Raw genomic sequence first — 23293 nt, 5'->3', positions numbered from 1 at the left:
TTTTAAAAGCTTAATTCAATAAAGGCTTTGATATCAAAAAATTATATTAGAAACAATAGTATATTTGTTAACCTAACGCAATACAACTAACATTGATTTCATTTTTAATTAAAAACATATTAAAAGGGTTTGTGAGTTTGTTTGGAGTAGCCACACTTTTGTTTTTCTTATTTAATTTACTGGGAGACCCCTCGAGGATGTTATTAGATCAGAGAGAAGATCAAGAACAACTAGAGAATATTAAAATCAAATATGGCTTAAACCAACCTATCCATATTCAGTACATCAACTATATTAACGACTTATCCCCTATTTCTTTTCACAGTACAGATAGCGACAATTATAATTTTTTAGCAAAGAACAAGTCAAGATTAACTTGGTTAAAAACGACTAATTTTACGGGAGTTATTAAATATCCAAACCTTAGAAATTCTTTTCAAAAAAATGGTAAAGAGGTTAGCAAGGTGCTTTTAGAAACACTACCTAATACATTACTGCTTGCTGTATTTGCTATTGCAATAGCACTTGTATTAGGTCTGTTGTTGGGAATTATATCTGCTTTACAAGTAAATACGTTTTTAGACAAATGTATCATGGTCATTAGCACGTTAGGAATGAGTCTACCTTCTTTTTTCTCTGCCATTATTTTTGCATGGTTGTTTGGCTTTGTGTTACACCAGTACACCGGTTTGGGAATGACAGGAAATATTATTGAAGTTGACGATTTTGGAGAAGGAACCAAAATTGTTTGGAAAAATGCCATTTTGCCGAGTATAGTTCTGGGAATTAGACCTCTGGCTGTTATTGTCCAGCTTACAAGGAATTCTTTATTGGATGTGTTGAATAAAGATTATATAAGAACGGCAAAATCTAAAGGCTTATCAACCTACCATATCATTAAAAAGCACGCTTTAAAAAATGCGATGAATCCTGTAATTACAACTTTATCTGGTTGGTTTGCATCCTTGTTGGCAGGAGCTGTTTTTGTCGAATATATTTTTAATTGGAATGGCTTGGGAAAAGAAATTGTAAATGCGCTAAATTCTTCCGACTTACCTATCATATCAGGGAGCATACTAACCATTGCAGCTTTTTTTATCATCTTAAATATTTTGGTAGACATATCGTATAGCATACTTGATCCTAGTATAGAACTTAAATAATCATCATGAAAAAAATATTTTTTATCGCTTTGTCATCTATATTACTTAGTTGCAAACCGCCAAACAATACTCAATTCAAGGCAAAAGCATTAACATCACCTGTTAGTACTTTAAATGATGTAACGCTAACTTTTAATGACGTTATAGAGAAAAATAAAGGAAAGTTAACGCTTATAGATGTTTGGGCTAGTTGGTGTGGAGACTGTATTACGGGACTACCAACACTAAAAAATATACAGCAAAATTACCCCGATGTGAATTACGTATTTATCTCTTTAGATCGAAATAAGAGAGCCTGGAAAAATGGTATCAAACGTTTTAGTATAAAAGGAGAACATTATTATGTAGATGGAGGATGGAAAAGTATATTTGCTAAGAAAATTGACTTAGACTGGATTCCTAGATATATAATGATAGACCCTACAGGAAAAGTTGTTGTTTACAGAGCCATTAAAGCGAATGACTCTGATATCATCAAAATTTTAGAAAATCAAAATAATTAGAAAATAATGAGAAGTAAAATTGTAGCAGGTAACTGGAAAATGAACAAAAACGTTGCAGAATCAAAAGCATTAGCAACAGAATTAGTAAACGAATTAAGTGGTGTAACTTTAGATAACACAAGAGTTATTGTAGCACCTACATTTGTAAACTTAACTAATGTATTAGCTGTAACAGAAGGTTCTGCTGTTGAGGTTGCTGCTCAAAACATGCACCAAGAAGCTAGCGGAGCTTACACTGGAGAAATTTCTGCAGATATGTTAACTAGCGCAGGAATTAAGTCTGTCATCTTAGGTCACTCAGAAAGACGTGAGTACTTTGGTGAAAACGAAGCTTTATTAGCTAAAAAAACTGATGCTGCTTTGGCAAATGGTTTAGAGGTAATTTACTGTTTTGGTGAAGTTAAAGAAGAAAGAGAATCTAACTCTCAAGAAAAAGTTGTTGCGCAACAAATTTCTGAAGCTTTATTTCATTTAGATGCTGCTGCGTGGTCTAATATTGTATTAGCATATGAGCCAGTATGGGCTATTGGAACGGGATTAACTGCTTCTGCAGATCAAGCTCAAGAAATGCACGCATTTATCCGTGGTTTTGTTGCTGATAAATATGGAGCTGAAGTTGCTGAAAACGTATCTATCTTATACGGAGGATCTTGTAAACCAGCCAATGCTGAGGAAATTTTCTCTAAAAAAGATGTTGATGGAGGATTAATTGGTGGAGCTGCTTTAGCTGCTGCTGATTTTGCTGCGATTATCAAAGCCATCTAAGAATCATTTAAAATATTTACTAAAATAGCTAAAGGCATATGCTTTTAGCTATTTTTGTTTACCCAACACCATCATTCAAATGAACTACACTGGCTACACTTTTACCATTACACCCGCACAACCTGCCACGGATATTTTAATTGCTGAACTAGGTGAATTAGGTTTTGAGAGTTTTGAAGAAACAGCAACTGGTTTAGAAGCTTATATACAAACAAAGGATTGGAACAAAAGTATTCTAGAAGATGTTTTTGTGTTAAAGTCTAAAGAGTTTGATATCTCTTACAATTATACCGAAATAGAACAGGTAAATTGGAACGCTGAATGGGAGAACAATTTTGAACCTATACAAGTAGATGGTAAAGTAAGTGTGATTGCTCCATTCCACGAAAAAACTGGGTTGGATTATGAAATTGTAATTGAACCTAAGATGAGTTTTGGAACCGGTCACCACGAAACTACTCATTTAATGATTAAACACCTTTTGGAATTAAACCTTAAAGATAAAAGTGTTTTGGACATGGGTACGGGTACAGGAATCTTAGCCATTTTTGCTGAAATGAAGGGAGCCAAATCTGTAGATGCTATTGATATTGATGAATGGTGTTTTATCAATACTCAAGAAAATATAGAAAAAAACAACTGTAAAAGTATTACACCTTACGAGGGTGATGCTTCTTTACTTGTCAACCAAAAATACGATGTGATTATAGCCAACATCAATAGAAACATATTGATAAACGATCTACATCTGTATAATAACTGCCTCAACAATCAGGGAAAATTGCTGTTAAGTGGTTTCTACACAGAAGACATTCCTGTTATAGAAAAACACACCAAAGAACTGGGATTGAGTACCGTAAAAACTTACACTAAAAATAATTGGGTGGGTTTACAATTAGATAAATAATTATTATTTTTGCATTGATTATGAGTACGATAGAAAAAACTTCCGAAAGCATAGAAGTCCTTGAAAAATTAATTAAGGACTATGAAATTATTATTTACAACGACGATGTTAACACTTTTGACTTTGTGATTGATGCTTTAATTGACGTTTGCGATCACGAGCCTATACAAGCAGAACAATGCACTATGTTAATACACTATAAAGGAAAATGTGCTGTTAAAACAGGTAGTTATGAGGATTTAAAACCTAGATGTTCCAAATTATTAGAACTAGGTCTTTCCGCAGAAATACAATAACATGGAGCAATTTTTAGACTACTACAACTTCTCCGTTTTTAGCAAAGATCAATCTAATTTTTTTGATACTATTTCTTATTCTTGGATTAAAGAAGATTTATACCTCATTATCGAACAAAAAGGTAATAGCTACTATGTTCACTTTACAAGTTATCCTAACAAGAATGACATTGGACTAACAAAACCTACTGGTTTAAATACGCTTATAAAAGATTTTAAGCTAGACAACAACAGCCATAGAAAAGTAATACAACAATATTTAGATTATAATTAAAGTTAGAGCTTACACAACGTATTACAGACCTTTGGTGGTGAGTTGGTTGTCAACTACTTTTTAGAGATTCTTTCCTAATATCAAATTAAAATATAGATAGGGGGAACTACTAAATCACTTGTACTATTGTTTTATTTTTTCTTGAGCTGATTTTGTGCCGATTTCAGTATAAAATCATTAACATTCTGTACAAATAGCAACTCAAATAAAACATTAGGAAACAAAAAACCCACAGATATACTGTGGGTTTGTGTAGTGACTCCGGGAGGATTCAAACCTCCAACCTCTTGAGCCGTAATCAAGTGCACTATTCAGTTATGCTACGGAGCCTATTGCGGATGCAAATATAGAGCATTACTACAATTGCACAAAACTTTTTTCTACTTTTTTAGAAAGAATTTTGACGTGTAAAACAGTTACACAATCAGAAATTTCTAAGTTTCGCTTGCAGACTTCATTTTCAATTCTTTATAAAAATTAGATAGATTAAAATCTATATAATGTCTTTTTTCAGTAGTATGATTAAGAGTATATTTGCAAGAAAACGTAAAAATGAACATACTATATATTGTTTTAGGATTGGTCTTTCTTGTTTTAGGTGGAGATTGGCTGCTTAAAGGATCTATCAATTTATCTCTAAGACTCAACATTTCTAGAATTGTAATAGGTATGACTGTTGTTTCTTTTGCTACCTCAGCCCCAGAACTTATTGTAAGTATCAAGTCCGCATTAAATGGATTCTCCGACCTCTCTTTGGGTAATGTAATTGGTTCTAACATTGCCAACATCGCTTTGGTTTTAGGAGTTACTGTTTGTCTAGGTAAAATAGATGTTAGCAAATCTTTTTACACTACCGATTGGCCTATGATGGTCATCGCCTCGATACTTCTTTATGTTTTTATAGGTTTTGATTTTGTATTAAGTAGGCTTGAAGGAGCCGTTATGTTTGGTTTATTGATTCTATTTCTTACCTATCTTTTGCGCTTACAAAAAAACAAACAAGCTTCTAATGAAGTTTTGGAGATTGAGGAAGAACAAACTTCTATGACTAAAACCATCTTAATTTTAGTGGTTGGTGCTGTAGGCTTGTGGGGAGGATCAGAATTGTTAGTTAAAGGAGCTGTTGGATTTGCCAAAGAATTAGGAATTAGCGAACGTATCATAGGAGTTACCATCGTTTCAATTGGTACGAGCATACCAGAGTTAGCTGCCTCTATCATTGCGGTTATCAAAAAGGAGAAAGCCATTTCTATGGGGAACTTAATTGGCTCTAATATCTTTAATATTTTAGCTGTACTAGGAATTACCTCTATCATCACTCCTATTCCCGTAAAAGATCTTCACATTATTAGTAGTGATATTTATTGGATGCTAGCCATCGCTATTTTAATATTTCCGCTGTGCTTCATTTCACCCAAACTTCAGTTTGGTAAAAAAGAAGGATTCGTCCTCTTAGCAACCTACGGTTTGTTTATTTATATGACCGTATTTAATTAGAATACTAGTATTTCAAAACTCATATCGAATTTCGCATCGTCGTAATTAAAGTGAATTCAATAGATTTATGGGAGATTTAAAATTATCATTCCGAGTAATTTTTAATAGAGAATAGTATCGGAAAAATTCAATTTTGCAACAAAAATATAATTTGCACTAATATTCTTAGACCGAGCTCGCACTAAATAGGCTTTTTATCATCGTCTTTTTTATATCTTAAAACTCTCTTTTTCCAAACTCGCTTTCTACAAATTTTGATTTGTTTTTAAGTTTGTTAAAAGTGTAAGTTAAGTTTAAAGTAACCATATCCACTTCGTAAATATAATTAGTAGTGGTAAAAAATTCATTAGGTCTAGACGTGGTAATTCTTTGTTCATTGGTTTTTAAAAGTCCCATGTCAATATTTTGCCATTGCAAAGTTGCCGTTAATTGATCGTTGTAAAATGACTTTTTGAAGGATAAATTTGGAGAGTAAAATCTAGAATCCTCTCCCAAAGCTGTGTTTCTGTCAGATAGATAATTAAATGTAAACTGTAAAGAGGCATTTTTCCAAAAATTATAAGTTGAATTTACATTTAAAGAATAAACAAAAGCATCTGTATCAATTGGATAAGTTCTTCTTATTCCATCTCTATGATTAAAACTAAACACTCCATCAATAGCGTAATTATAAATATTAGCACCCACAAAATTAGTCCAGTTTTTAGAAGCTTTCACCGTAGCTCCTACTTCTAAACCTATAGCATTACTTTTACCTACATTAGAATACACTCTATTTAAAATAGAATCGTTTACAACAAAATTCCCTGGGTTATCTGCATCTTCTTCATAAACCAGAGTATTAACTCTATTGATTACATTTTTAGTATGTCTGTAATAAGCCGTTGCGTAAAAAGAATTCCCTTTAGGCAAATTCTTTGTAACACCCAATTCTAGTACATCTATAAATTCAGGTCTTAATTGATTATCTCCTTGTTCAAACACCTCCGAATGTTCTCTTTCAGCAAAACTATTCATTTTAAAAGTTGTTGTTCTCTGTACTCTTTTGCTATAAGCTGCTTTAAGATTTGTTTTGTCATTCAATCTATATTGAACGGATGCCGACGGAAATAATTTCACAAAATCATACTTATAGATACTATCTCTTGTAAACGTGTCTAATCGTTCTTTGTATTCTCTATCCATAGACTCAACACGCACTCCTGCAGCGTAGTCCCATTTATTTTTACTTCCTGACAACTGCAAATAAGCAGCGTGAATTTCTCTATTCAACTCTATGTTACTAGAAAACTCTGGAACATTGATAAAATTAGTGTTAGGAGGAGTTCTACGATTGTATTCAAATTCTCCTTGATGATTTAGATTTCTGTATTGATAACCAGCCTCAAATACTCCTATGGAAGTAGGTTTAAACGTATAATCTAAATTGTATCTTATCCCCTCTAATGGATTGTCGTTTGTATTTCGTTCTTGCTGATAAATAATTTTATAAGCAGGAGTATCTACATTATCATTTTCAGTAGGACCTCCTAAAAAAGTATATTCGTATAAAAACGAAGTGGACAATTTAGATTCGTTTTTAAATTTATGAGTGTAATCTATGCTTCCCAAGGCAAAATCACCCTTTCTAGTTCTTAGGTTATGATTATAATAGTTAAATCCTGATTTCGGTATCAATACTCCGTTAGCATCTAACTTAGAATTCGTGTAAAAAATATCTGCTAGTCTATCTTTTTTTCTTTTTCCTGCAAACAGCCCTACAGAAAATTCGTCTTGGTCATTTGGAGTATAATCTACCGAAAATCTTGCATTGTAACTTACATCATCAAAACTACGCTCTCCAAAAGAGGGTAAACGATTTGTTATGTTTTGCTCATCAATAATTTCTACATTACCATCCCTCAAACCTGTTTTATCATTACGCTGAAAACTAGCTCCAATAGAATAATTCCACTTGTCTGTTCTTGTGTTATAGGTAGCATCAATACCATATCTCTGCGCAGGTTCTTTCGTGTTATAATCTTCTATGGACGGAAAACCTCCCCTAACGCTTACTTGCGCATAGTCTCCATTGGCAGCTCCTCTTTTGGTGATGATGTTTAAAATTCCCGCAGTTCCTTCGGGGTCGTACTTGGCAGATGGTGCAGTAATCAATTCCACTTTTTGTACAGCGTTGGCTGGTAATTGTCCCAAAATTGTCGTTGCATCTCCTTGCGTTGGTTTTCCGTTGATTAGAACCGCAAAACTATTACTTCCTCTTACATTGATATCTCCTTGACCATTCACGGTAACAGAAGGCAAATTTTTAATAATATCTGTAGCCGTACCTCCTTTACTTACTTGATATTTTTTAGCATCAAAAACTTGTCTATCTATTTTATGTATGACAGACTTAGTCGTTCCTCGTAATTCGACAGCCTCTAACTGGTTACTTGCTACTGATAAAGAAATAATTCCCAAATCTTTGAACTCGCTTTTTTTATCAATGCTGATATTTTCTATTCTTTTGGTTTCATATCCAATAAAAGTTGCCTCTACATAATATGTTCCTGCATTTACTTTGTCTATTACAAATTTCCCGTCTCTGCTGGTAATTACACCTGTAATTAATTTATTGGAATCGCTACTGTAAAGTGCAACGGTAGCATACTCAAGAGCCTCACTGCTCTCTGCATCTTTAACTTTACCGGTAATTTGAGCAAAAATGATGTTGGATATTAAAAACATCATTAAAAACATTTTTTTGTTGAGTGTAAATCTTTGGTGCTCCAATTTGTTATTTTTAAAAATTGATGAATGGCAAAAATAGTTTGATAAGTATAAAAAACTATATTTTGATTGGTAAACTTATAGGATAAATATTATTGTGCAAAATTTAGACATGATCATCTCCGATTGGTTTAATGCAAACAACTGATATTTTTCATCTATTATCTTCTTTTTTGATTGTACTTTTAGGGTATGAAGAATGATATTCAAAACCGAGCAGATATTTATAAGTTGGTTTGTGCCTTTTATGATAAAATAAGAGCAGACGAAATACTCGGACCCATTTTTAATCATATGATTCCTAGCAACGAATGGCCTATTCATCTAGACAAATTAACCGATTTTTGGGAAACTAACTTATTTGGAATTCCAAAATTTAAAGGAAGTCCTACTCAAAAGCACATACAAACAGATGCTGAGTTTAATCATAACATACAACAAACTCATTTTAATCAGTGGCTAAAACTTTGGGAGGAAACAATTAATGATTTATATCAAGGGGATTTGGCTACCCGAGCTCTGATGGCTGCTCACAATATTGCACAAATACAAAACATGGTGATGAGGAGAAACAAACCCAAGGACAAAAAGAAATTTAACGAATAACAAAAAAAAGGAGCAAATTGCTCCTTTTTTTGTGATCTATTTACCAATCAATCGGTCTGTAATCTTTTAAAAATTTACCGCACCAGTGTTTGCCTGTATTAATTCCGTCAAATAGCGGATCAATCACTCTAGCTGCTCCATCAACAATATCCAACGGGGGTTGAAAATCGTGAACCTCTTGTTTTTTCTTAGACAATTCTGCGGGATCTTCATCAGTTACCCAACCCGTATCTACCGCATTCATAAAAATTCCATGTTTTGCAAAAGTAGAAGCAGAAGTATGTGTTAACATATTTAATGCTGCTTTGGCCATATTCGTGTGAGGATGTCTATCTTCTTTTTTAAATCGGTAAAATTTACCTTCCATTGCAGAAACGTTAATAATGTGCTTTTTACCTGTATTTTCCTTTTTCATCAATTCAGCTAGCCTATTAATCAATACAAAAGGAGCTACGGAGTTAACCAATTGGACTTCCACCATTTCAGTAGTTTCAATCTCTCCTATTTTTAATCGCCAACTATTGGTTTTTCGCAAATCCACTTGCTGCAAATCTGCATCCAACTCTCCTTCAGGAAAAACTTCGCTAGTGGTTAGGGAATTGTCAAAACTATATGGAATTTGTGATAATTTGGCAGAAGCTCTTAATCCAACTCCTGGCTGTTCTCCATGCCAAGTCACTGGAGCATTCTTATTGGTTTCTACAACAGCCCCGCTCAACTGATTGAGTTCCTCTAAACATCCGTAATGATCTGTTAACAATTCTTGTGCATTTACAGGTAATGACGCTAGCGGCTTTTCTTCGTTCTCCATCAAATGCGTATAAAAACCTGCTGGTCTTCTTACCGTTTGAGCTGCGTTGTTTATTAAAATATCTAATCGATCGTATTTCTGCTCAACGTAATTGCAAAAAATTTCTACACTAGGTATGTGTCTTAAATCTAAACCGTGAATTTTTAAACGATGTCCCCATTCTTGAAAGTCGGGTTCTTTAGCAAAACGGATTGCAGAATCTGCAGGAAAACGTGTTGTAGCAATTACCGTAGCTCCAGAGCGCAACATCATGAGCGTAATATGGTATCCTATTTTTAATCTAGACCCCGTCATAATGGCTACTTGACCAGTCAAATCTGCTTCCTGAAATCTTTTAGCATAATTAAAATCTCCACATTCGGTACACATACTATCATAAAAATGATGCAGTTTGGTATACAATGTTTTACATACATAACAGTTTCTTGGGGATTCCAATTCTGGAATATCATCTTGTTGAACCTCTGTAAATGTTAGCATTTTGGGAGCTTCAAAAACAGCAGACTCACGAGCAGAACGAATTCCAGTTTCTTTTCTCGCATGCTTCTCTCTTTCTCGTTTTTTTCTCAAGGCCGCTTTGTTCGCATCTTTCCTCCTTTTATCTTGTTCCTTTTTACTAGGTCTGCTTAACAAACCCGCAACTTTCATCAACGCGATTCTCTCCGTTTCGGGCAAGTCGTATAGCTGATTGGTATCTTGTAATAAAGATTCCAAGGTTTGTATACACTTTTTTACTTCTGCTGTATCTACAGATTTATCTTTTGGAATTTCTGACATAATCGTATAAAAATCGACTACAAAGATAGCTTAAATACAATGATTAGTTAACTAGATTTACGAACAATCAAATGATAAACGTTTTGAAGTTTATTAAAAGTGCATGAATTAATTCTTAATAAATAATTATTAATTATATATTGCCGTACAACTAACAATTATTTTTTTTGATGACCAAAATTGGACTTGGTTTAGCAGCACTTGGTAGACCCGAATACATAAATATTAGAAAAGAAAAAAATGTAGATAAAAGTGAACTTGCTTTTAGAAATAACGCACTAGATATTTTAAACACAGCTTACAAATTAGGAATTAGGTATTTTGATACTGCACCATCTTACGGAAAAGGAGAAGAATTTTTAAAGGAATGGCAAAATATCAATACTTACTGCGATACTGAACTAGCCACCAAGTGGGGTTATACTTATGTTGCTAATTGGGAATTAGGTTATGATGGTGCTCACGAAATTAAAGAGCATAGTATTAACAAACTCATAGAACAGTGGGAAGTTTCTAAAACCCTGCTGCCCAATCTAAAAGTGTATCAAATACACTCTGCCACCCTAGAGAGCGGTGTGCTAGAAAATCAAAAAATATTAAAAAAATTGCACGATATTAAAGAGGAAACGGGAATTTCTATTGGGATTACCACGAGTGGACCTCATCAAAATACAGTGTTAAAAGAAGCTGCTCAAATTAAAATTGACCATCAGCCGCTTTTTGATGTTTTTCAGGTCACCTACAATATTTTTGAACAAAGCACCTATCATACTTTAATGGACTTGTCTAAAGCTGGTCATAAAATTGTAATTAAAGAAGGAGTTGCCAATGGAAGAATTTTTGATTACACTCCGCCAATATTAGCTCAAATAGCCCAAAAGTATCATGTAGATATTGATGCCGTTGCTCTGCGTTTTATTATAGATACACTTCATCCTTATATACTTTTAAGCGGTGCCTTTACCAAGGAACAGTTAGCAAGTAACCGAAAATGTTTGGATATAAAACTGAATGATGAAGATTTGAAACAATTACAATCTCTTGTTGAAAATTCTACAACTTACTGGGGGAAAAGAAAACAATTAAAATGGGAATAAAAGTATCTACAAATAAAATAAATTCTTAAAATCCTTTTTACTTTTTTGAGATTAAAACAATGAATCTAGAGAAAATCAATCATTACAAGAGTCATTATACGCTTTGTCCTAAATGCAAAGGGCATGGAAAAAAAAGTAGAGGGTTGAGTAAAAAAGCCAAGATTAACTATCAAAAACAAATTGAGGCTTTCTTAAAAAATAACGGAACAGGTAAAGAACCTACTCCGCCAAAAGCTCATTTATACCCGTGTATTTATTGTTCTGGATCTGGATTGATTTTTCATCAAGAAACACAAAACATTCCTGTAAATAACCACTTACCACACATTGCTATTATTGGAGGTGGTATTGGTGGGTTTGCCTTAGCTATTGCATGCACTCACAGAGGAATTCCTTTTACACTTTACGAAAAAGACAAAACTTTTGATGCCAGATCTCAAGGTTACGGACTTACCTTACAACAGGCTAGCAAAGCCATACAATCGCTTGGACTATTTAGTTTAGAAGAAGGAGTAATTTCTAGCAGGCACGTTGTACATAATACCCACGGAGAAATTGTAGGAGAATGGGGAAATAGAAAATGGATCAAAGAAAATCATCAAAAATCGCCCAAAAGAACAAACATACATATTGCTCGCCAATCGTTGCGTTTAAAGCTATTGGAACAAGTAAATACCAACAGTAATATCAAATGGGGGCATCAACTAGTTGATATTGATACTTCTTTAAGAGATAAAGTCCATTTAAAATTCAATAACGGAGAGACTATAGTTGAGCAACAAGCTGATATTCTTGTGGGAGCTGATGGCATTAGAAGTACTGTTAGAAAATTAATTGTAGATGATGCTAAAACTCCATTAAATTATTTAGGCTGTATTGTTATTTTAGGCATCTGTCCGTTAGCTGCTATTGATGTACAGGATTCAGATTTGCTAGATTCTCAAACCGTATTTCAAACCGCAAATGGTAAGGAACGGATTTATGTGATGCCTTACACAAACGATTCCGTAATGTGGCAGTTAAGCTTTCCTATGCAAGAAGAAGATGCTAAAAAACTGAGCAAGCAAGGAGGTGAGTATCTTAAGAAAAAAGCTTGTGAAGTAGCGAATTGGCACGCTCCTATTCCTCAAATTTTGTTGGCTACAGAGGCATCGCTGGTTACAGGGTATCCTGTATATGATAGAGCACTCTTAAATGCTACACAGTTGGCAGAAAATCATTTCGCTACTTTGATTGGAGATGCAGCTCACCCCATGAGTCCATTTAAAGGTCAAGGAGCCAATCAGGCTATTCTAGATGCTTTATCTTTAGCCAGAACCGTTTATAAACAATGTGATACCCATGCCGAATGGCAGCAAGAAGGGATAAAAAAGAGTGTTTTAAATATTTTTGAAACAGAAATGTTGCAACGCAGTGCTATTAAGGTAGAAGACTCAGCGAAGGCAGCTCAATTTTTACATTCTAAAAACGTATTGTTTAAAGGAGATAAGCCTAGAAAGTAACTAATTGTTTAGCTGCTATTTTAAACAATATCACCAAAGGCTCTCTAAATAACTTCAATTCTAAAATTTAACATCCATATAAAATACTATTGAGTAAATTTGTATTATGGATTTTAAAGTAGTTTCTAAATACAGCCCCACAGGAGATCAGCCAACCGCTATTAAAGAGTTGGTTGCAGGGGTACAAAACAAAGATAAATACCAAACGCTCTTAGGAGTTACAGGATCTGGTAAAACTTTTACGGTGGCTAACGTGGTTGAGCAAGTAAATAAACCTACGCTTGTTTTAGCTCACAATAAAACGTTGGCAGCTCAGTTGTATTCAGAGTTCAAAAACTTCTTTCCCAACAATGCCGTCGAATATTTTGTATCATATTACGACTATTACCAACCTGAAGCGTTTGTTCCCTCTACGGGGGTTTATATAGAAAAAGATTTATCCATTAATGAGGAAATAGAACGTTTGCGTTTGAGCACTACCTCTTCCCTACTCTCTGGTAGAAAAGATGTTTTGGTAGTAGCTTCCGTTTCTTGCTTATATGGTATGGGAAATCCTGCCGAGTTTAAAAATAACGTGGTTACTATACAAGTAGACCAAACCATTAGTAGAACCAAATTCTTGCATCAACTCGTTCAAGCCTTATATTCTAGAACAGAAGAACAGATGAAGAGTGGAAATTTTAAGGTGAAAGGAGATACGGTTACCATTTTTCCGTCTTATGGAGAATATGCTTTCAGGGTTCATTTTTTTGGAGATGAAATAGAAGAAATTGAATCTTATGATTTAGAAAACAAACAAGTCATAGAGCGTTTTGATGAATTAGATATTTATCCAGCTAATTTGTTTGTGACCTCTCCAGATGTTTTACAAGATGCTATTCATCAAATTCAAGATGATTTGATGAAACAGTACGACTATTTTAGTGAAATTGGAAAGGTTTTAGAAGCCAAAAGATTAAAAGAACGCACCGAATTTGATTTGGAAATGATCCGTGAATTGGGCTATTGTAGTGGTATTGAAAATTACTCTAGATATTTAGATGGAAGATTACCTGGAACTAGGCCTTTCTGCTTATTAGATTACTTCCCTAGAGATTTTTTAATGGTGATAGATGAGAGTCATGTAACCATCCCACAAACTAGTGCCATGTACGGCGGAGATAGATCTAGAAAAGAAAATTTGGTGGATTACGGGTTTAGGTTACCTGCTGCCATGGACAATCGTCCTTTAAAATTTGAGGAGTTTGAAGCTATTCAAAATCAGGTAATTTATGTTACTGCAACTCCTGCGGATTATGAATTAGAAAAAACTGGAGGAGTTGTTGTGGAGCAAGTTATTAGACCTACAGGCTTATTAGATCCAATTATTGAAGTTCGCCCGAGTAAAAATCAAATTGATGATTTGATTGAAGAAATTCACAAAAGAATAGAAGTTGATGAACGTGTTTTGGTTACCACCTTAACCAAACGTATGGCAGAAGAATTGTCTAAATATTTAACACGTATTCAAATTCGTTGTCGCTACATCCATTCTGATGTTGATACTTTGGAGCGTGTAGAAATTATGCAAGACCTTCGTAAAGGACTTTTTGATGTATTGATTGGGGTTAACCTGCTTCGTGAAGGTTTAGATTTACCAGAAGTTTCCTTAGTAGCCATCATAGATGCAGATAAAGAAGGGTATTTGCGTTCCCACAGATCCATTACACAAACTGTAGGTAGAGCAGCAAGAAACGTGAATGGTATGGCTATTATGTACGGAGATAAAATTACCAAAAGTATGCAACTTACCATTGATGAGACAGCGAGGAGGAGAGAAAAGCAAATTGCATATAACAAAGCAAATGGAATTACACCAACTCAGATAAAAAAAGACCTTGGAAACAACTTAACTGATAATTCTGGTACCAACTACGAGGAAATTCAACAAAACTTAGCTGCAGAAGAAGACATTGACTACTTATCTAAATCAGCTATTGAAAATAGAATCAAGGAGAAACAAAGAGCTATGGAAAAATCTGCTAAGGAATTAGACTTTATAGCTGCTGCGAAATATAGAGATGAAATAAAGGTGTTAAAAACAAAACTCTAATTATTAGATTCACAATAAGTTAGTATATTTATTCCGCTAATCCAAAACTATGAAAACTAAACTACTTACATTCCTACTCGTTTCGATAACCATTAACACCCATGCCCAATTTTTTAAAAAGTTAAAATCTAAAATAACAGAAAAAATAGACCAGACTGTAGACGGCAATATCGATCAGGTTTTTAAAAAGAAAACAAAAAACACCACCTCTACTCCCGCTACGAAACCAGAATCAGACAATAATATATCTACGGATGATGTGGATCAAAACCAAGATGATGGTATTGATGATGATGACGAATATAACTACAGCAATGCTTTAGAGGGTTATACAGAAAGTCATCACAGTGTTACTAAAACTTATATTTTTGATACGCAAACTATTATGATGTACGAAGACAATCAGGGAAATCAATCTACCTTTTCTATACTTCAAAACGTTAAAGATTCTTATTATGGTATTACCGTGCCCAACGGAGAGAGAGAAACAGTCATGATACAAGATGGTGATACTAGCGTGAACCTACTAAATACTGGAGAAAGAAAAATACAAATCCCCAGCCAGGTAAGCCTACCAGAAGGGAATACCTTTTCTAATACTTATCATGATCTAAAAAAGTTTAAGCAGTTTAAAAAAACAGGGAAAACTAAAAAAATATTGAAATACAATGCCTATCAATATACCGTTCAGGATCAAAAAGGATTTTATGAATTTTGGACTACTAAGGATATCAAACTTAAAAACTTTTATACCAGTAAAAATTCATTCTTAGAAGGCTATTTATTAGAAGTAAACTATAAATCCAATCAAGGAGAAAATTTTACGTCTAGGGTAATAGAAATCAAACCTATTGACATAAGTTATAACGCAGCAGAATACAAAAACTTTTTAGACCGGTAATAATTAAGCTGTAAAGTATATGCTAACCAAGCCTATTTTTATTGTTTAATAGATTAAAAAATATGGTTTAATTTATATTTGTTTCTTTATTTTTGGAACGCTAAAAAATAATATTATGTGGTACGAAGTAAAAGTTAAATACAGTAAAATAGACGATAACGAAAAGATTAAAACCTTTAATCAGCCTTATTTATTTGATGCTTTGACCTTTACAGAAGCTGAGGCTCGTGCTACAGAAGAAATGGGTAAATATTTATCCGAAGGATTTAAAATTACCAATATCAAAGTTGCCAATTTCTCGGAAATCTTCCCTAGTGAACACGGAGATAGATGGTTTAAGTGTAAAGTTTCTTTGGTAACTTTAGACGAAGACAAAGGTTTAGAAAGAAGAACCAATACTTACGTTTTAGTACAAGCTTTAGATGTTAAAGATGCTTATGAATACTTATTGGAACAGTTTGCAGACTCAGTTTCAGATTTTTCTATTCCAAGTATTCAAGAAAGTCCAATTATTGATATCTTTCCGTTTTTTGATGGTGATGAAGAACAACCATCAGCAATCCATGCTACTAGTGAAAATAGCTATACTGAAAATTCTTTTTCGGAAGACGATACTGAAGAAGAACTCACCGCTCCTATTCATGACGAAATGATTGACGAAGACGAGGAGGTTGATGAGAATAAAGAAGAAATAATAGAAGATTAAACCAATGCAACAATTCGCTACAATTTCTGGGGGTATTTTGGGGTTTATTTCCATTATATTGGGTACATTTGGTAGTCATCTACTTAAAAAGAAGTGGTCTAGCGAAATTCTTAGTAGTTTTGAAATTGGCGTAAAGTACCAAATTTACCACGCACTCTTCCTAATTTTAATGGGTAACCTTTTGCCCAACAATACATGGGCAACATTAGCGATTTTAACTTGTATCATGGGAGTTTTCCTTTTCTCTGGTAGTATTTACGGAATTTGTATTTTAAAAAGTCGTCATCTTTCTGTTAAAGTTTTGGGGCCTATTACTCCTTTGGGAGGATTATTGTTACTTTTATCTTGGCTGTTTTTTACAGTAGCTATGATATAATACAATGGAAAAAACCGAAAGTAGAAAGTATAGACTCTTTAAACAATTTATAAACAGAAACCGATTGATGGTTTCTGAAGCTTTGGATTTATTTTTTAGAGGACTAAAAAACGAAGCTATTGATACCAAGAAAACCAGAATTATCATTCAGGCCTACCTCCTCTCAGGTAAAATATCTAAAGAAGAAGAAAAGTTTTTGAAATCTTACACTCTAGACCTTTTGAAAGTAGCTGGTATTGGAATTCCCTTTGTTTTTATACCTGGTGCTAGCATCATTATTCCATTTGTACTCAAAGCTGCCGAAAGAAGAAACATAGATTTAATGCCAAGCAATTTTAAAAGTAAAATTAGGGAAGTTAATACTACAAATAAGCACATTGAATAAAATTAATCTTACAATTTAGAACTATATTTTAAATTTTTGCATGATTCAAATCAACAAACTGCTAAATTGAGAATTTCAGAGTTAATTCAAATAGCACCAATTATTTCATTCATTTCTATGTGGGTATCTTTTTGTGTAATTTAAAGTTATAATTACAAATACCACACAACATGACTACAAACAAAATTATTTTTAAAAACGCACTAATCATTTATTTATCTATCGTTGGTTTTTACTTTTTCACCAAACTAGTTGGTTTGAGCCATATGATAGAATTAAGATTCCTTAACATTGTTTTTGTTATTTTAGGGATGAATATGGCCATTAAAAGCAACCTGCGCTACAAAGAAGAAAACAATTATTTAAGCAACTTATACATTGGTTTCACTACGGGTGTAATGGCTAGTTTTGCAGTAATACTATCTATGATTTTTTACGTGAAATTTATAGACAGTTCTTTGCTCGATATGATAAGACAAATCTCTTTTTGGGGGAATCACTTAGACTTATCTAAAGTAGTATTTTCCATGATTATAGAAAGTTCAGCAGCCTGCGCTGTTAGTACTTTAACACTTATGCAGTATTGGAAAAAACAGGAAGTGAATTCTTACTCATAAAATTAAAACAAAAAACTCAGTCAAATTTGACTGAGTTTTTTGTTTATATAGTATTTTTATTTGCAAATACTCATCAAATGATTACTCTTAAAAATTTCAAAATTATAGCCCTGTTAGAAGGGATTTCTTATTTACTACTCTTAGGTGTGGGAACTCCATTAAAACACTTTACTGGAAATGATATCATTGTAAAATCGCTAGGAATGCCACACGGTATTTTGTTTGTTACCTACGTAATTTTTGCATTTCTACTCAAAGATGAACAAAAGTGGACCACCAAGGAATTTTTGATTATTCTTGTATGCTCAATTTTACCATTCGGCACTTTTTATGTTGATAGAAAATATCTTCAAACTAAATAGTTTTAAAATCTATGAAATTTAACATCATTCTCTTTGCATTACTTGCAACTATTACCGTCACTAACGGACAAACAAAAAAATTAGATATATCAGAAAGGCCTTTGTATAAAAACCACAAAGCGAATAGTGCTATTCTTGTAGATGGAAAATTAGACGACACCGCGTGGGGTGAAGCCGAGGTAAGAACATTTGAATACTTCTACTTAACTCAAAATAAAAAAGAAGAACAAAAGACTACTTTTAGAATGCTCTGGGATGATCAGAATATATACCTATTTTACGAATCTGATGATAAATACGTCAACGCTGCAGAAACCAAAAGAGACGGTGCTCCTTATCTAGATGATTGTGCTGAAGTGTTTTTTATACCTGCTCCTCAAGTTGAGAACATTCATTATTGTTTTGAAGTAAACGTTAACGAAGCAAAAAACGATTTGGTATGGGTAAATAATTTTGAAAGAAATAACAATGCAGTCATCAAACAATATAACCCTGAATTTAAAGTAGCTGTAAAAATAAATGGAACCCTTAACAACAATACTGATGTTGACAAAGGGTGGTCTATGGAAATGGCCATACCGCACGATGCTTTTAAAGGGGCTACCAATCTGCATCCTATTCAACTTGGAAATAAATGGGCTTTTATTGCCCTGAGACAGTTTAGAGATGTTGACGAAATTGGTAGAAGAGCTATGACTACGCTGTTTCCTGTTTATCATATTGAAAAAGATGTTCATCAACCAGAAATGTTTGGTCTGATGGAATTTGTAGAATAACCCATAAAGAGGTTTAATTTGCAAAAAGCTAAAGTTTAAAAACTTTGGCTTTTTTGGTTTAAAATCTCATCTTTACAACATGCAATATTTAAAAAATTACTCCCTTAAAGAACACAATACTTTTGGTGTTGATGTACTAGCCAAAGAGTTTATTTCTGTAAAAACCATTACCGAACTCAAAACTTTATTACAACAAAAAACAGAGGTTTTTGTGCTTGGAGGTGGTAGCAATATGTTGCTAACTAAGGATATTGACAAAACTGTTGCTCACATCAACATTACGGGAGTTATTGTAAACAACGAATCTAAAGACTACGTGGAGGTGACTGCAATGGCAGGAGAAAACTGGCACGAATTTGTTTTGTGGTGTATTGATCAGAATTATGGAGGAATAGAAAATCTATCTTTAATTCCTGGTAATGTAGGTACATGTCCCATACAAAATATTGGTGCTTATGGTGTTGAAGTTAAGGACACAATTCTTTTTGTAGAAGTAATAAATACACAAACCTTAGAAATAGAAAAAATTTACAATAAAAATTGTGGATTTGGATACCGTACCTCTATATTTAAAACAACACACAAAGGAGAATACATTATTTTGAGCGTAACTTTTAAATTAACGACTCAAAACCACCATATTAATATTTCTTACGGAGCTATTAAAAACGAACTACAAAACCAAACAAACCCTAGCTTAAAAGAAATTAGTAATGCTATTATCAACATCAGGAACAGCAAGCTCCCAAATCCTAAAGAAATTGGAAATGGAGGTAGTTTTTTTAAAAACCCTATTGTTGATATTAACTTATTTCATCAATTAAAAAGTAAATACGCTAACATTCCTTCCTACCCTGTCTCCGATACACAAATTAAAGTACCTGCAGGTTGGTTAATTGAAAAGGCTGGTTTTAAGGGAAAATCTTATGGAAATGCTGGAGTTCATCATCAACAAGCTTTGGTACTTGTAAACTATGGTGATGCTACAGGTAATGAAATTTATGCTGTCGCCAAAAAAATTCAAGAAAAAGTTAAGAAAAATTTTAATATTGTTTTGGAAATAGAGGTTAATGTCTTTTAAATTAACCCACGTCTTTTGAAATAAGTGTTCCTACGTATTTGTCTTCAATAATATCTAAAATAATATTCTCGGTTTTACCGTTAGCAATGTAGGTGGGAATATTTTTTCTAGCAGATTTTTGAGCCACGTCAATTTTAGACTTCATTCCACCTCTACCTTCACCTTCTCCTTTCTGATTTTCTTGAATGTATTTGTCTATATTTTCGGTAGAAGATACTTCCTCTATCAATTCTGACTTTTCATCACTAGGATTTCCTGTATACACACCATCTATATCAGTAAGAATAATTAATTTGTCTGCCTCTACTAGTTCTGCTACCAAACTGGCCATCTCATCGTTGTCTGTAAACATCGTTGATGTTAAAGATACCGTGTCATCTTCATTGGCGATTGGAATCACACCTTCTTCCAACAAACCTTTGTAACAATTAATCATATTATCTCTATGTACTCCTGGCTGAAAATCTCTTTTAGTGGGCAGTACCTGAGCACAATTGATTCCAAAATCATGAAAAATATTGTAATACAATCTCATCATTCTTGGTTGACCAATAGATGAGTATACTTGTCTTCTTATAGATTTGTCTTTTATTTTAGAAGAGCCTAAAACTTCTTTCCCTGCAATGGCAGATCCAGAAGACACCAGAATGGTCATAATATTACGTTCATATAAATTGGCTATTTGAGAAACCAAATTTTGAAGCACAGGTCTTACAATTTTATTGTTTTTGTTCTTCATTACATTGGTACCTACTTTTACCACAATTAACTGATCGTACATATTTTTTATTAAAAATTGATTAATGACATGACAAAAGTATGAAACAATAAAGCTTATTAATGAATAGAATTGAATTATCTTCTATAAATTCCCAAATCTATTTGCAAATACCTCTACATAATTTGGCTTTAACTTAACTAAATGCTATTACTCTTAAATAAAGAGCTATAGTTTTCTATTCATCATTAAGTTTCAAAAAAGACTTTTATTTGATGATGAGTTATAATTATCCTTACTTATATAAAATAACAATTATAAAAACACAAACTATTCTTAAAATTGTATCTTTGAGAAAATTATTTCATATGAAACTTTTTTTAATTTCATTAGGTTTGTTGGCATTGGCTTTTGCGGGAATTGCTATTAAAATTTGGGGTAAAAAAAACGGCGAGTTTTCTGGAACTTGTGCAAGTCAAAACAGTAATTTTAATAAATCTGGAGAGCCTTGCGGTTTTTGTGGTAAAATGCCCGAAGATTGCGAGAACAAATAGTCTTTTATAGCCAACATACATCCTTTATATGTACATTACATTGTTAGCAATATGTATTACCATTATTGTAATACACAGTTGTTTTTATGTTTTTATTTTTAACTTTTTCAACTTTAGTAAATCTAAAAAAACAGAGCATATTAACGTTCCTGTTTCTGTGATAGTTTGCGCTAAAAATGAAGCTGACAACCTAGAGAAATTAATTCCTAAGCTCGTTGTACAAAATTACGACCATTTTGAAATTATACTTATCAACGATAGATCTAGCGACCGAACTTTAGACGTTTTTGAAGCTTATGCAGATAAATATTCTTTTATTAAAATTGTTAATGTTACCCCCTCAGAGCATTTTCATGGAAATAAAAAGTATGCATTAACCTTGGGTATCAAAGCTGCTAAGAATGATTGTTTGTTGTTTACCGATGCAGATTGTATTCCTAATAGCAAAGAATGGATTCAATTGATGGTGAATCAATTTAGTTCTAAAAATTCGATTGTACTAGGGTATGGACCTTATCAAACAATACGTAATAGTTTTTTAAATAAACTGATTAGGTTTGAAACCTTAATCACAGCACTGCAATATTTTTCATTTGCAAAAATTGGTACTCCATATATGGGGGTGGGACGAAATTTAATGTATAGCAAAGCACTTTTTATTGAAAACAAAGGTTTTAATGAACACATCAATATTATGTCTGGTGACGATGATTTGTTGATCAACAAAATTGCCCATAAAAAAAACACAGCTATTTGTTTTGATAGTGATACTTTTATGGTTTCTGAACCTAAAACAACTCTAAAACAACTGATTACCCAGAAAAGAAGACATATAAGCACTGCAAAATATTACAAGAAAAGACACAAAACTCTTTTAGGTTTATATGCCTTGAACAGACTATTATTCTGGATTGTTTTTCCAATTTCGTTTTGCTTTATTAACCATAGGTCTCACCTTATAATGATGATTAGCTTAGTTGCTTTTAAATTTTTTAGTGAATATATTGTGGTAGGAGTTGCTGCAAAAAAATTAAAAGAAAAAGGAATTGTTGCTATTATTCCAATACTCGACTTATTTTTACTGATTTTTCAACTATACCTATACGTCTCTAATACAATATCTAAACCTAGGCAGTGGTCATGACAACAGAAAACATTTTGCAAGCCCATATCAAAGCTGCCAAAAATGGAGATCAAACGGCTTACAATTATCTTCTTAATTTGTATTGGAATGATGTTCACACATTTGTTCAGTCCAAAATTAACAACGATGATATTGATGCAGAAGATATCACCATCATCACTTTTTCTAAAGCGTTTGATAAAATAGATTTGTTTGACGAAACCTATAACTTTAAAACTTGGCTATTTACTATCGGTAAAAATTTGTTGATTGACGAACTGAGAAAATTAAAGAAATTAACAGTTTCTTTAGAAGAGGATAACAAGGGAATTCACAAACTATTTGATGAAAACCCTACTCCCGAGGATAAGATTATTATTGAACAAAATCTATCTGAATTAAAATACAACATCAAAAAGCTAAAACCTAAGTACCAAAAAGTAATTAACTTGAGATATTTTCAGGATATGTCTTATTTAGAAATAGCTGCGGAATTAAATGAACCCATCAATAATGTAAAGGTTAAGCTACTCAGAGCAAAAAAACTTTTGGCTGAAATCATCACAAATTATAATCAAAATAATTAATTGTGTTTGATTAAGTATCGGCTCATTTTATCTTGTTGAGTTTAACAG

The 23293-nt window shown here is 33.0% G+C and carries 25 protein-coding genes and 1 tRNA gene; 22 read left to right on the top strand and 4 right to left on the bottom strand.

Annotated elements, in window-relative coordinates; translation table 11 throughout:
* Window positions 1–92: 92 nt before the first annotated feature.
* From ACXGQW_RS11440 to ACXGQW_RS11415, 6 genes are all read left to right on the top strand, one after another.
* Complete coding sequence (locus tag ACXGQW_RS11440) at window positions 93–1163, top strand: ABC transporter permease (RefSeq protein WP_457822951.1); 1071 nt, start codon at window positions 93–95, stop codon at window positions 1161–1163.
* Between the two features lie 5 nt (window positions 1164–1168).
* On the top strand, window positions 1169–1666 hold the full coding sequence (locus ACXGQW_RS11435) for a TlpA family protein disulfide reductase (protein WP_457822950.1): 498 nt from the start codon (window positions 1169–1171) through the stop codon (window positions 1664–1666).
* Window positions 1667–1672: 6 nt separating this feature from the next.
* Window positions 1673–2431 (top strand): triose-phosphate isomerase, encoded by a 759-nt coding sequence (tpiA, locus tag ACXGQW_RS11430; RefSeq protein ID WP_457822949.1) that lies wholly within the window; start codon window positions 1673–1675, stop codon window positions 2429–2431.
* A gap of 79 nt (window positions 2432–2510) precedes the next feature.
* Complete coding sequence (gene prmA, locus ACXGQW_RS11425; protein ID WP_457822948.1) at window positions 2511–3338, top strand: 50S ribosomal protein L11 methyltransferase; 828 nt, start codon at window positions 2511–2513, stop codon at window positions 3336–3338.
* A gap of 20 nt (window positions 3339–3358) precedes the next feature.
* On the top strand, window positions 3359–3634 hold the full coding sequence (locus ACXGQW_RS11420; protein ID WP_457822947.1) for an ATP-dependent Clp protease adaptor ClpS: 276 nt from the start codon (window positions 3359–3361) through the stop codon (window positions 3632–3634).
* Window position 3635: 1 nt separating this feature from the next.
* Entirely contained in the window at window positions 3636–3908 is a 273-nt protein-coding gene (locus tag ACXGQW_RS11415; protein WP_457822946.1) for a hypothetical protein, read from the top strand.
* 256 nt (window positions 3909–4164) lie between these two features.
* On the opposite strand, the gene ACXGQW_RS11410 is transcribed toward ACXGQW_RS11415, so the two are convergent.
* Window positions 4165–4238 (bottom strand) — tRNA-Arg (locus tag ACXGQW_RS11410).
* A gap of 222 nt (window positions 4239–4460) precedes the next feature.
* Here ACXGQW_RS11410 and ACXGQW_RS11405 point away from each other — a divergent pair.
* Entirely contained in the window at window positions 4461–5405 is a 945-nt protein-coding gene (locus ACXGQW_RS11405; protein ID WP_457822945.1) for a calcium/sodium antiporter, read from the top strand.
* 216 nt (window positions 5406–5621) lie between these two features.
* On the opposite strand, the gene ACXGQW_RS11400 is transcribed toward ACXGQW_RS11405, so the two are convergent.
* Window positions 5622–8135 carry an outer membrane beta-barrel protein gene (locus tag ACXGQW_RS11400; RefSeq protein ID WP_457822944.1) on the bottom strand — a complete coding sequence of 838 codons (2514 nt, stop codon included), beginning with the start codon at window positions 8133–8135 and terminating at the stop codon, window positions 5622–5624.
* 231 nt (window positions 8136–8366) lie between these two features.
* Between ACXGQW_RS11400 and ACXGQW_RS11395 the strand changes: the two genes are divergently transcribed.
* Window positions 8367–8780, top strand: a complete 414-nt coding sequence (locus ACXGQW_RS11395) for a group III truncated hemoglobin (protein ID WP_457822943.1) — start codon at window positions 8367–8369, stop codon at window positions 8778–8780.
* A gap of 40 nt (window positions 8781–8820) precedes the next feature.
* Here ACXGQW_RS11395 and ACXGQW_RS11390 read toward each other — a convergent pair whose 3' ends face one another.
* Window positions 8821–10368, bottom strand: coding sequence for an SDR family NAD(P)-dependent oxidoreductase (locus ACXGQW_RS11390; RefSeq protein WP_457822942.1), 1548 nt, complete (start codon window positions 10366–10368; stop codon window positions 8821–8823).
* A 170-nt stretch (window positions 10369–10538) separates the two neighbouring features.
* On the opposite strand from ACXGQW_RS11390, the gene ACXGQW_RS11385 reads away from it, so the two are divergent.
* The 11 genes from ACXGQW_RS11385 (at window position 10539) to murB (ending at window position 20263) form a co-directional block, all read left to right on the top strand.
* Window positions 10539–11465, top strand: a complete 927-nt coding sequence (locus tag ACXGQW_RS11385) for an aldo/keto reductase (protein ID WP_457822941.1) — start codon at window positions 10539–10541, stop codon at window positions 11463–11465.
* A gap of 59 nt (window positions 11466–11524) precedes the next feature.
* Entirely contained in the window at window positions 11525–12967 is a 1443-nt protein-coding gene (locus ACXGQW_RS11380; protein WP_457822940.1) for an FAD-dependent oxidoreductase, read from the top strand.
* Window positions 12968–13073: 106 nt separating this feature from the next.
* A complete protein-coding gene (gene uvrB / locus ACXGQW_RS11375) occupies window positions 13074–15059 on the top strand; it encodes an excinuclease ABC subunit UvrB (RefSeq protein ID WP_457822939.1) in 1986 nt (661 codons plus the stop codon).
* Window positions 15060–15108: 49 nt separating this feature from the next.
* A complete protein-coding gene (locus tag ACXGQW_RS11370; RefSeq protein WP_457822938.1) occupies window positions 15109–15960 on the top strand; it encodes a DUF4412 domain-containing protein in 852 nt (283 codons plus the stop codon).
* A 115-nt stretch (window positions 15961–16075) separates the two neighbouring features.
* Complete coding sequence (locus ACXGQW_RS11365) at window positions 16076–16666, top strand: DUF4494 domain-containing protein (RefSeq protein ID WP_457822937.1); 591 nt, start codon at window positions 16076–16078, stop codon at window positions 16664–16666.
* Window positions 16667–16670: 4 nt separating this feature from the next.
* Window positions 16671–17042, top strand: a complete 372-nt coding sequence (locus ACXGQW_RS11360) for a DUF423 domain-containing protein (protein ID WP_457822936.1) — start codon at window positions 16671–16673, stop codon at window positions 17040–17042.
* Between the two features lie 4 nt (window positions 17043–17046).
* Window positions 17047–17427 (top strand): hypothetical protein, encoded by a 381-nt coding sequence (locus ACXGQW_RS11355; RefSeq protein ID WP_457822935.1) that lies wholly within the window; start codon window positions 17047–17049, stop codon window positions 17425–17427.
* Window positions 17428–17597: 170 nt separating this feature from the next.
* Window positions 17598–18044 (top strand): hypothetical protein, encoded by a 447-nt coding sequence (locus ACXGQW_RS11350; RefSeq protein WP_457822934.1) that lies wholly within the window; start codon window positions 17598–17600, stop codon window positions 18042–18044.
* A gap of 77 nt (window positions 18045–18121) precedes the next feature.
* Window positions 18122–18406 carry a DUF3817 domain-containing protein gene (locus ACXGQW_RS11345; protein ID WP_457822933.1) on the top strand — a complete coding sequence of 95 codons (285 nt, stop codon included), beginning with the start codon at window positions 18122–18124 and terminating at the stop codon, window positions 18404–18406.
* Window positions 18407–18417: 11 nt separating this feature from the next.
* The gene (locus ACXGQW_RS11340; RefSeq protein ID WP_457822932.1) at window positions 18418–19182 is read left to right on the top strand and encodes a carbohydrate-binding family 9-like protein; all 765 of its coding nucleotides are present in this window, start codon (window positions 18418–18420) and stop codon (window positions 19180–19182) included.
* A gap of 79 nt (window positions 19183–19261) precedes the next feature.
* The gene (gene murB / locus ACXGQW_RS11335; protein WP_457822931.1) at window positions 19262–20263 is read left to right on the top strand and encodes a UDP-N-acetylmuramate dehydrogenase; all 1002 of its coding nucleotides are present in this window, start codon (window positions 19262–19264) and stop codon (window positions 20261–20263) included.
* 1 nt (window position 20264) lies between these two features.
* Here murB and proB read toward each other — a convergent pair whose 3' ends face one another.
* A complete protein-coding gene (gene proB, locus ACXGQW_RS11330) occupies window positions 20265–21044 on the bottom strand; it encodes a glutamate 5-kinase (protein ID WP_457822930.1) in 780 nt (259 codons plus the stop codon).
* A 305-nt stretch (window positions 21045–21349) separates the two neighbouring features.
* Between proB and ACXGQW_RS11325 the strand changes: the two genes are divergently transcribed.
* Genes ACXGQW_RS11325 through ACXGQW_RS11315 form a run of 3 tightly spaced genes read left to right on the top strand, consistent with a single transcriptional unit; the run spans window position 21350 to window position 23245 of the window.
* Entirely contained in the window at window positions 21350–21535 is a 186-nt protein-coding gene (locus tag ACXGQW_RS11325) for a membrane or secreted protein (protein WP_457822929.1), read from the top strand.
* A gap of 28 nt (window positions 21536–21563) precedes the next feature.
* Window positions 21564–22679 (top strand): glycosyltransferase, encoded by a 1116-nt coding sequence (locus ACXGQW_RS11320; RefSeq protein WP_457822928.1) that lies wholly within the window; start codon window positions 21564–21566, stop codon window positions 22677–22679.
* Complete coding sequence (locus ACXGQW_RS11315) at window positions 22676–23245, top strand: RNA polymerase sigma factor (protein WP_457822927.1); 570 nt, start codon at window positions 22676–22678, stop codon at window positions 23243–23245. The genes ACXGQW_RS11320 and ACXGQW_RS11315 overlap by 4 nt, the downstream gene beginning before the upstream one ends.
* Window positions 23246–23293: the final 48 nt, after the last annotated feature.

It is taken from the genome of Wenyingzhuangia sp. IMCC45533 (genome assembly GCF_054111225.1).
The sequence above is the reverse complement of the archived record's forward strand: the minus strand, read 5'-3'. Positions and strand labels throughout refer to the sequence as shown.

Excerpts from the sequence above, each read along its gene's own strand:
- ACXGQW_RS11435 (WP_457822950.1), top strand. The coding sequence starts at position 1,169 with ATGAAAAAAATATTTTTTATCGCTTTGTCATCTATATTACTTAGTTGC.
- tpiA (WP_457822949.1), top strand. The coding sequence starts at position 1,673 with ATGAGAAGTAAAATTGTAGCAGGTAACTGGAAAATGAACAAAAACGTT.
- prmA (WP_457822948.1), top strand. The coding sequence starts at position 2,511 with ATGAACTACACTGGCTACACTTTTACCATTACACCCGCACAACCTGCC.
- ACXGQW_RS11420 (WP_457822947.1), top strand. The coding sequence starts at position 3,359 with ATGAGTACGATAGAAAAAACTTCCGAAAGCATAGAAGTCCTTGAAAAA.
- ACXGQW_RS11415 (WP_457822946.1), top strand. The coding sequence starts at position 3,636 with ATGGAGCAATTTTTAGACTACTACAACTTCTCCGTTTTTAGCAAAGAT.
- ACXGQW_RS11405 (WP_457822945.1), top strand. The coding sequence starts at position 4,461 with ATGAACATACTATATATTGTTTTAGGATTGGTCTTTCTTGTTTTAGGT.
- ACXGQW_RS11400 (WP_457822944.1), bottom strand. The coding sequence starts at position 8,135 with ATGATGTTTTTAATATCCAACATCATTTTTGCTCAAATTACCGGTAAA.
- ACXGQW_RS11395 (WP_457822943.1), top strand. The coding sequence starts at position 8,367 with ATGAAGAATGATATTCAAAACCGAGCAGATATTTATAAGTTGGTTTGT.
- ACXGQW_RS11390 (WP_457822942.1), bottom strand. The coding sequence starts at position 10,368 with ATGTCAGAAATTCCAAAAGATAAATCTGTAGATACAGCAGAAGTAAAA.
- ACXGQW_RS11385 (WP_457822941.1), top strand. The coding sequence starts at position 10,539 with ATGACCAAAATTGGACTTGGTTTAGCAGCACTTGGTAGACCCGAATAC.
- ACXGQW_RS11380 (WP_457822940.1), top strand. The coding sequence starts at position 11,525 with ATGAATCTAGAGAAAATCAATCATTACAAGAGTCATTATACGCTTTGT.
- uvrB (WP_457822939.1), top strand. The coding sequence starts at position 13,074 with ATGGATTTTAAAGTAGTTTCTAAATACAGCCCCACAGGAGATCAGCCA.
- ACXGQW_RS11370 (WP_457822938.1), top strand. The coding sequence starts at position 15,109 with ATGAAAACTAAACTACTTACATTCCTACTCGTTTCGATAACCATTAAC.
- ACXGQW_RS11365 (WP_457822937.1), top strand. The coding sequence starts at position 16,076 with ATGTGGTACGAAGTAAAAGTTAAATACAGTAAAATAGACGATAACGAA.
- ACXGQW_RS11360 (WP_457822936.1), top strand. The coding sequence starts at position 16,671 with ATGCAACAATTCGCTACAATTTCTGGGGGTATTTTGGGGTTTATTTCC.
- ACXGQW_RS11355 (WP_457822935.1), top strand. The coding sequence starts at position 17,047 with ATGGAAAAAACCGAAAGTAGAAAGTATAGACTCTTTAAACAATTTATA.
- ACXGQW_RS11350 (WP_457822934.1), top strand. The coding sequence starts at position 17,598 with ATGACTACAAACAAAATTATTTTTAAAAACGCACTAATCATTTATTTA.
- ACXGQW_RS11345 (WP_457822933.1), top strand. The coding sequence starts at position 18,122 with ATGATTACTCTTAAAAATTTCAAAATTATAGCCCTGTTAGAAGGGATT.
- ACXGQW_RS11340 (WP_457822932.1), top strand. The coding sequence starts at position 18,418 with ATGAAATTTAACATCATTCTCTTTGCATTACTTGCAACTATTACCGTC.
- murB (WP_457822931.1), top strand. The coding sequence starts at position 19,262 with ATGCAATATTTAAAAAATTACTCCCTTAAAGAACACAATACTTTTGGT.
- proB (WP_457822930.1), bottom strand. The coding sequence starts at position 21,044 with ATGTACGATCAGTTAATTGTGGTAAAAGTAGGTACCAATGTAATGAAG.
- ACXGQW_RS11325 (WP_457822929.1), top strand. The coding sequence starts at position 21,350 with ATGAAACTTTTTTTAATTTCATTAGGTTTGTTGGCATTGGCTTTTGCG.
- ACXGQW_RS11320 (WP_457822928.1), top strand. The coding sequence starts at position 21,564 with ATGTACATTACATTGTTAGCAATATGTATTACCATTATTGTAATACAC.
- ACXGQW_RS11315 (WP_457822927.1), top strand. The coding sequence starts at position 22,676 with ATGACAACAGAAAACATTTTGCAAGCCCATATCAAAGCTGCCAAAAAT.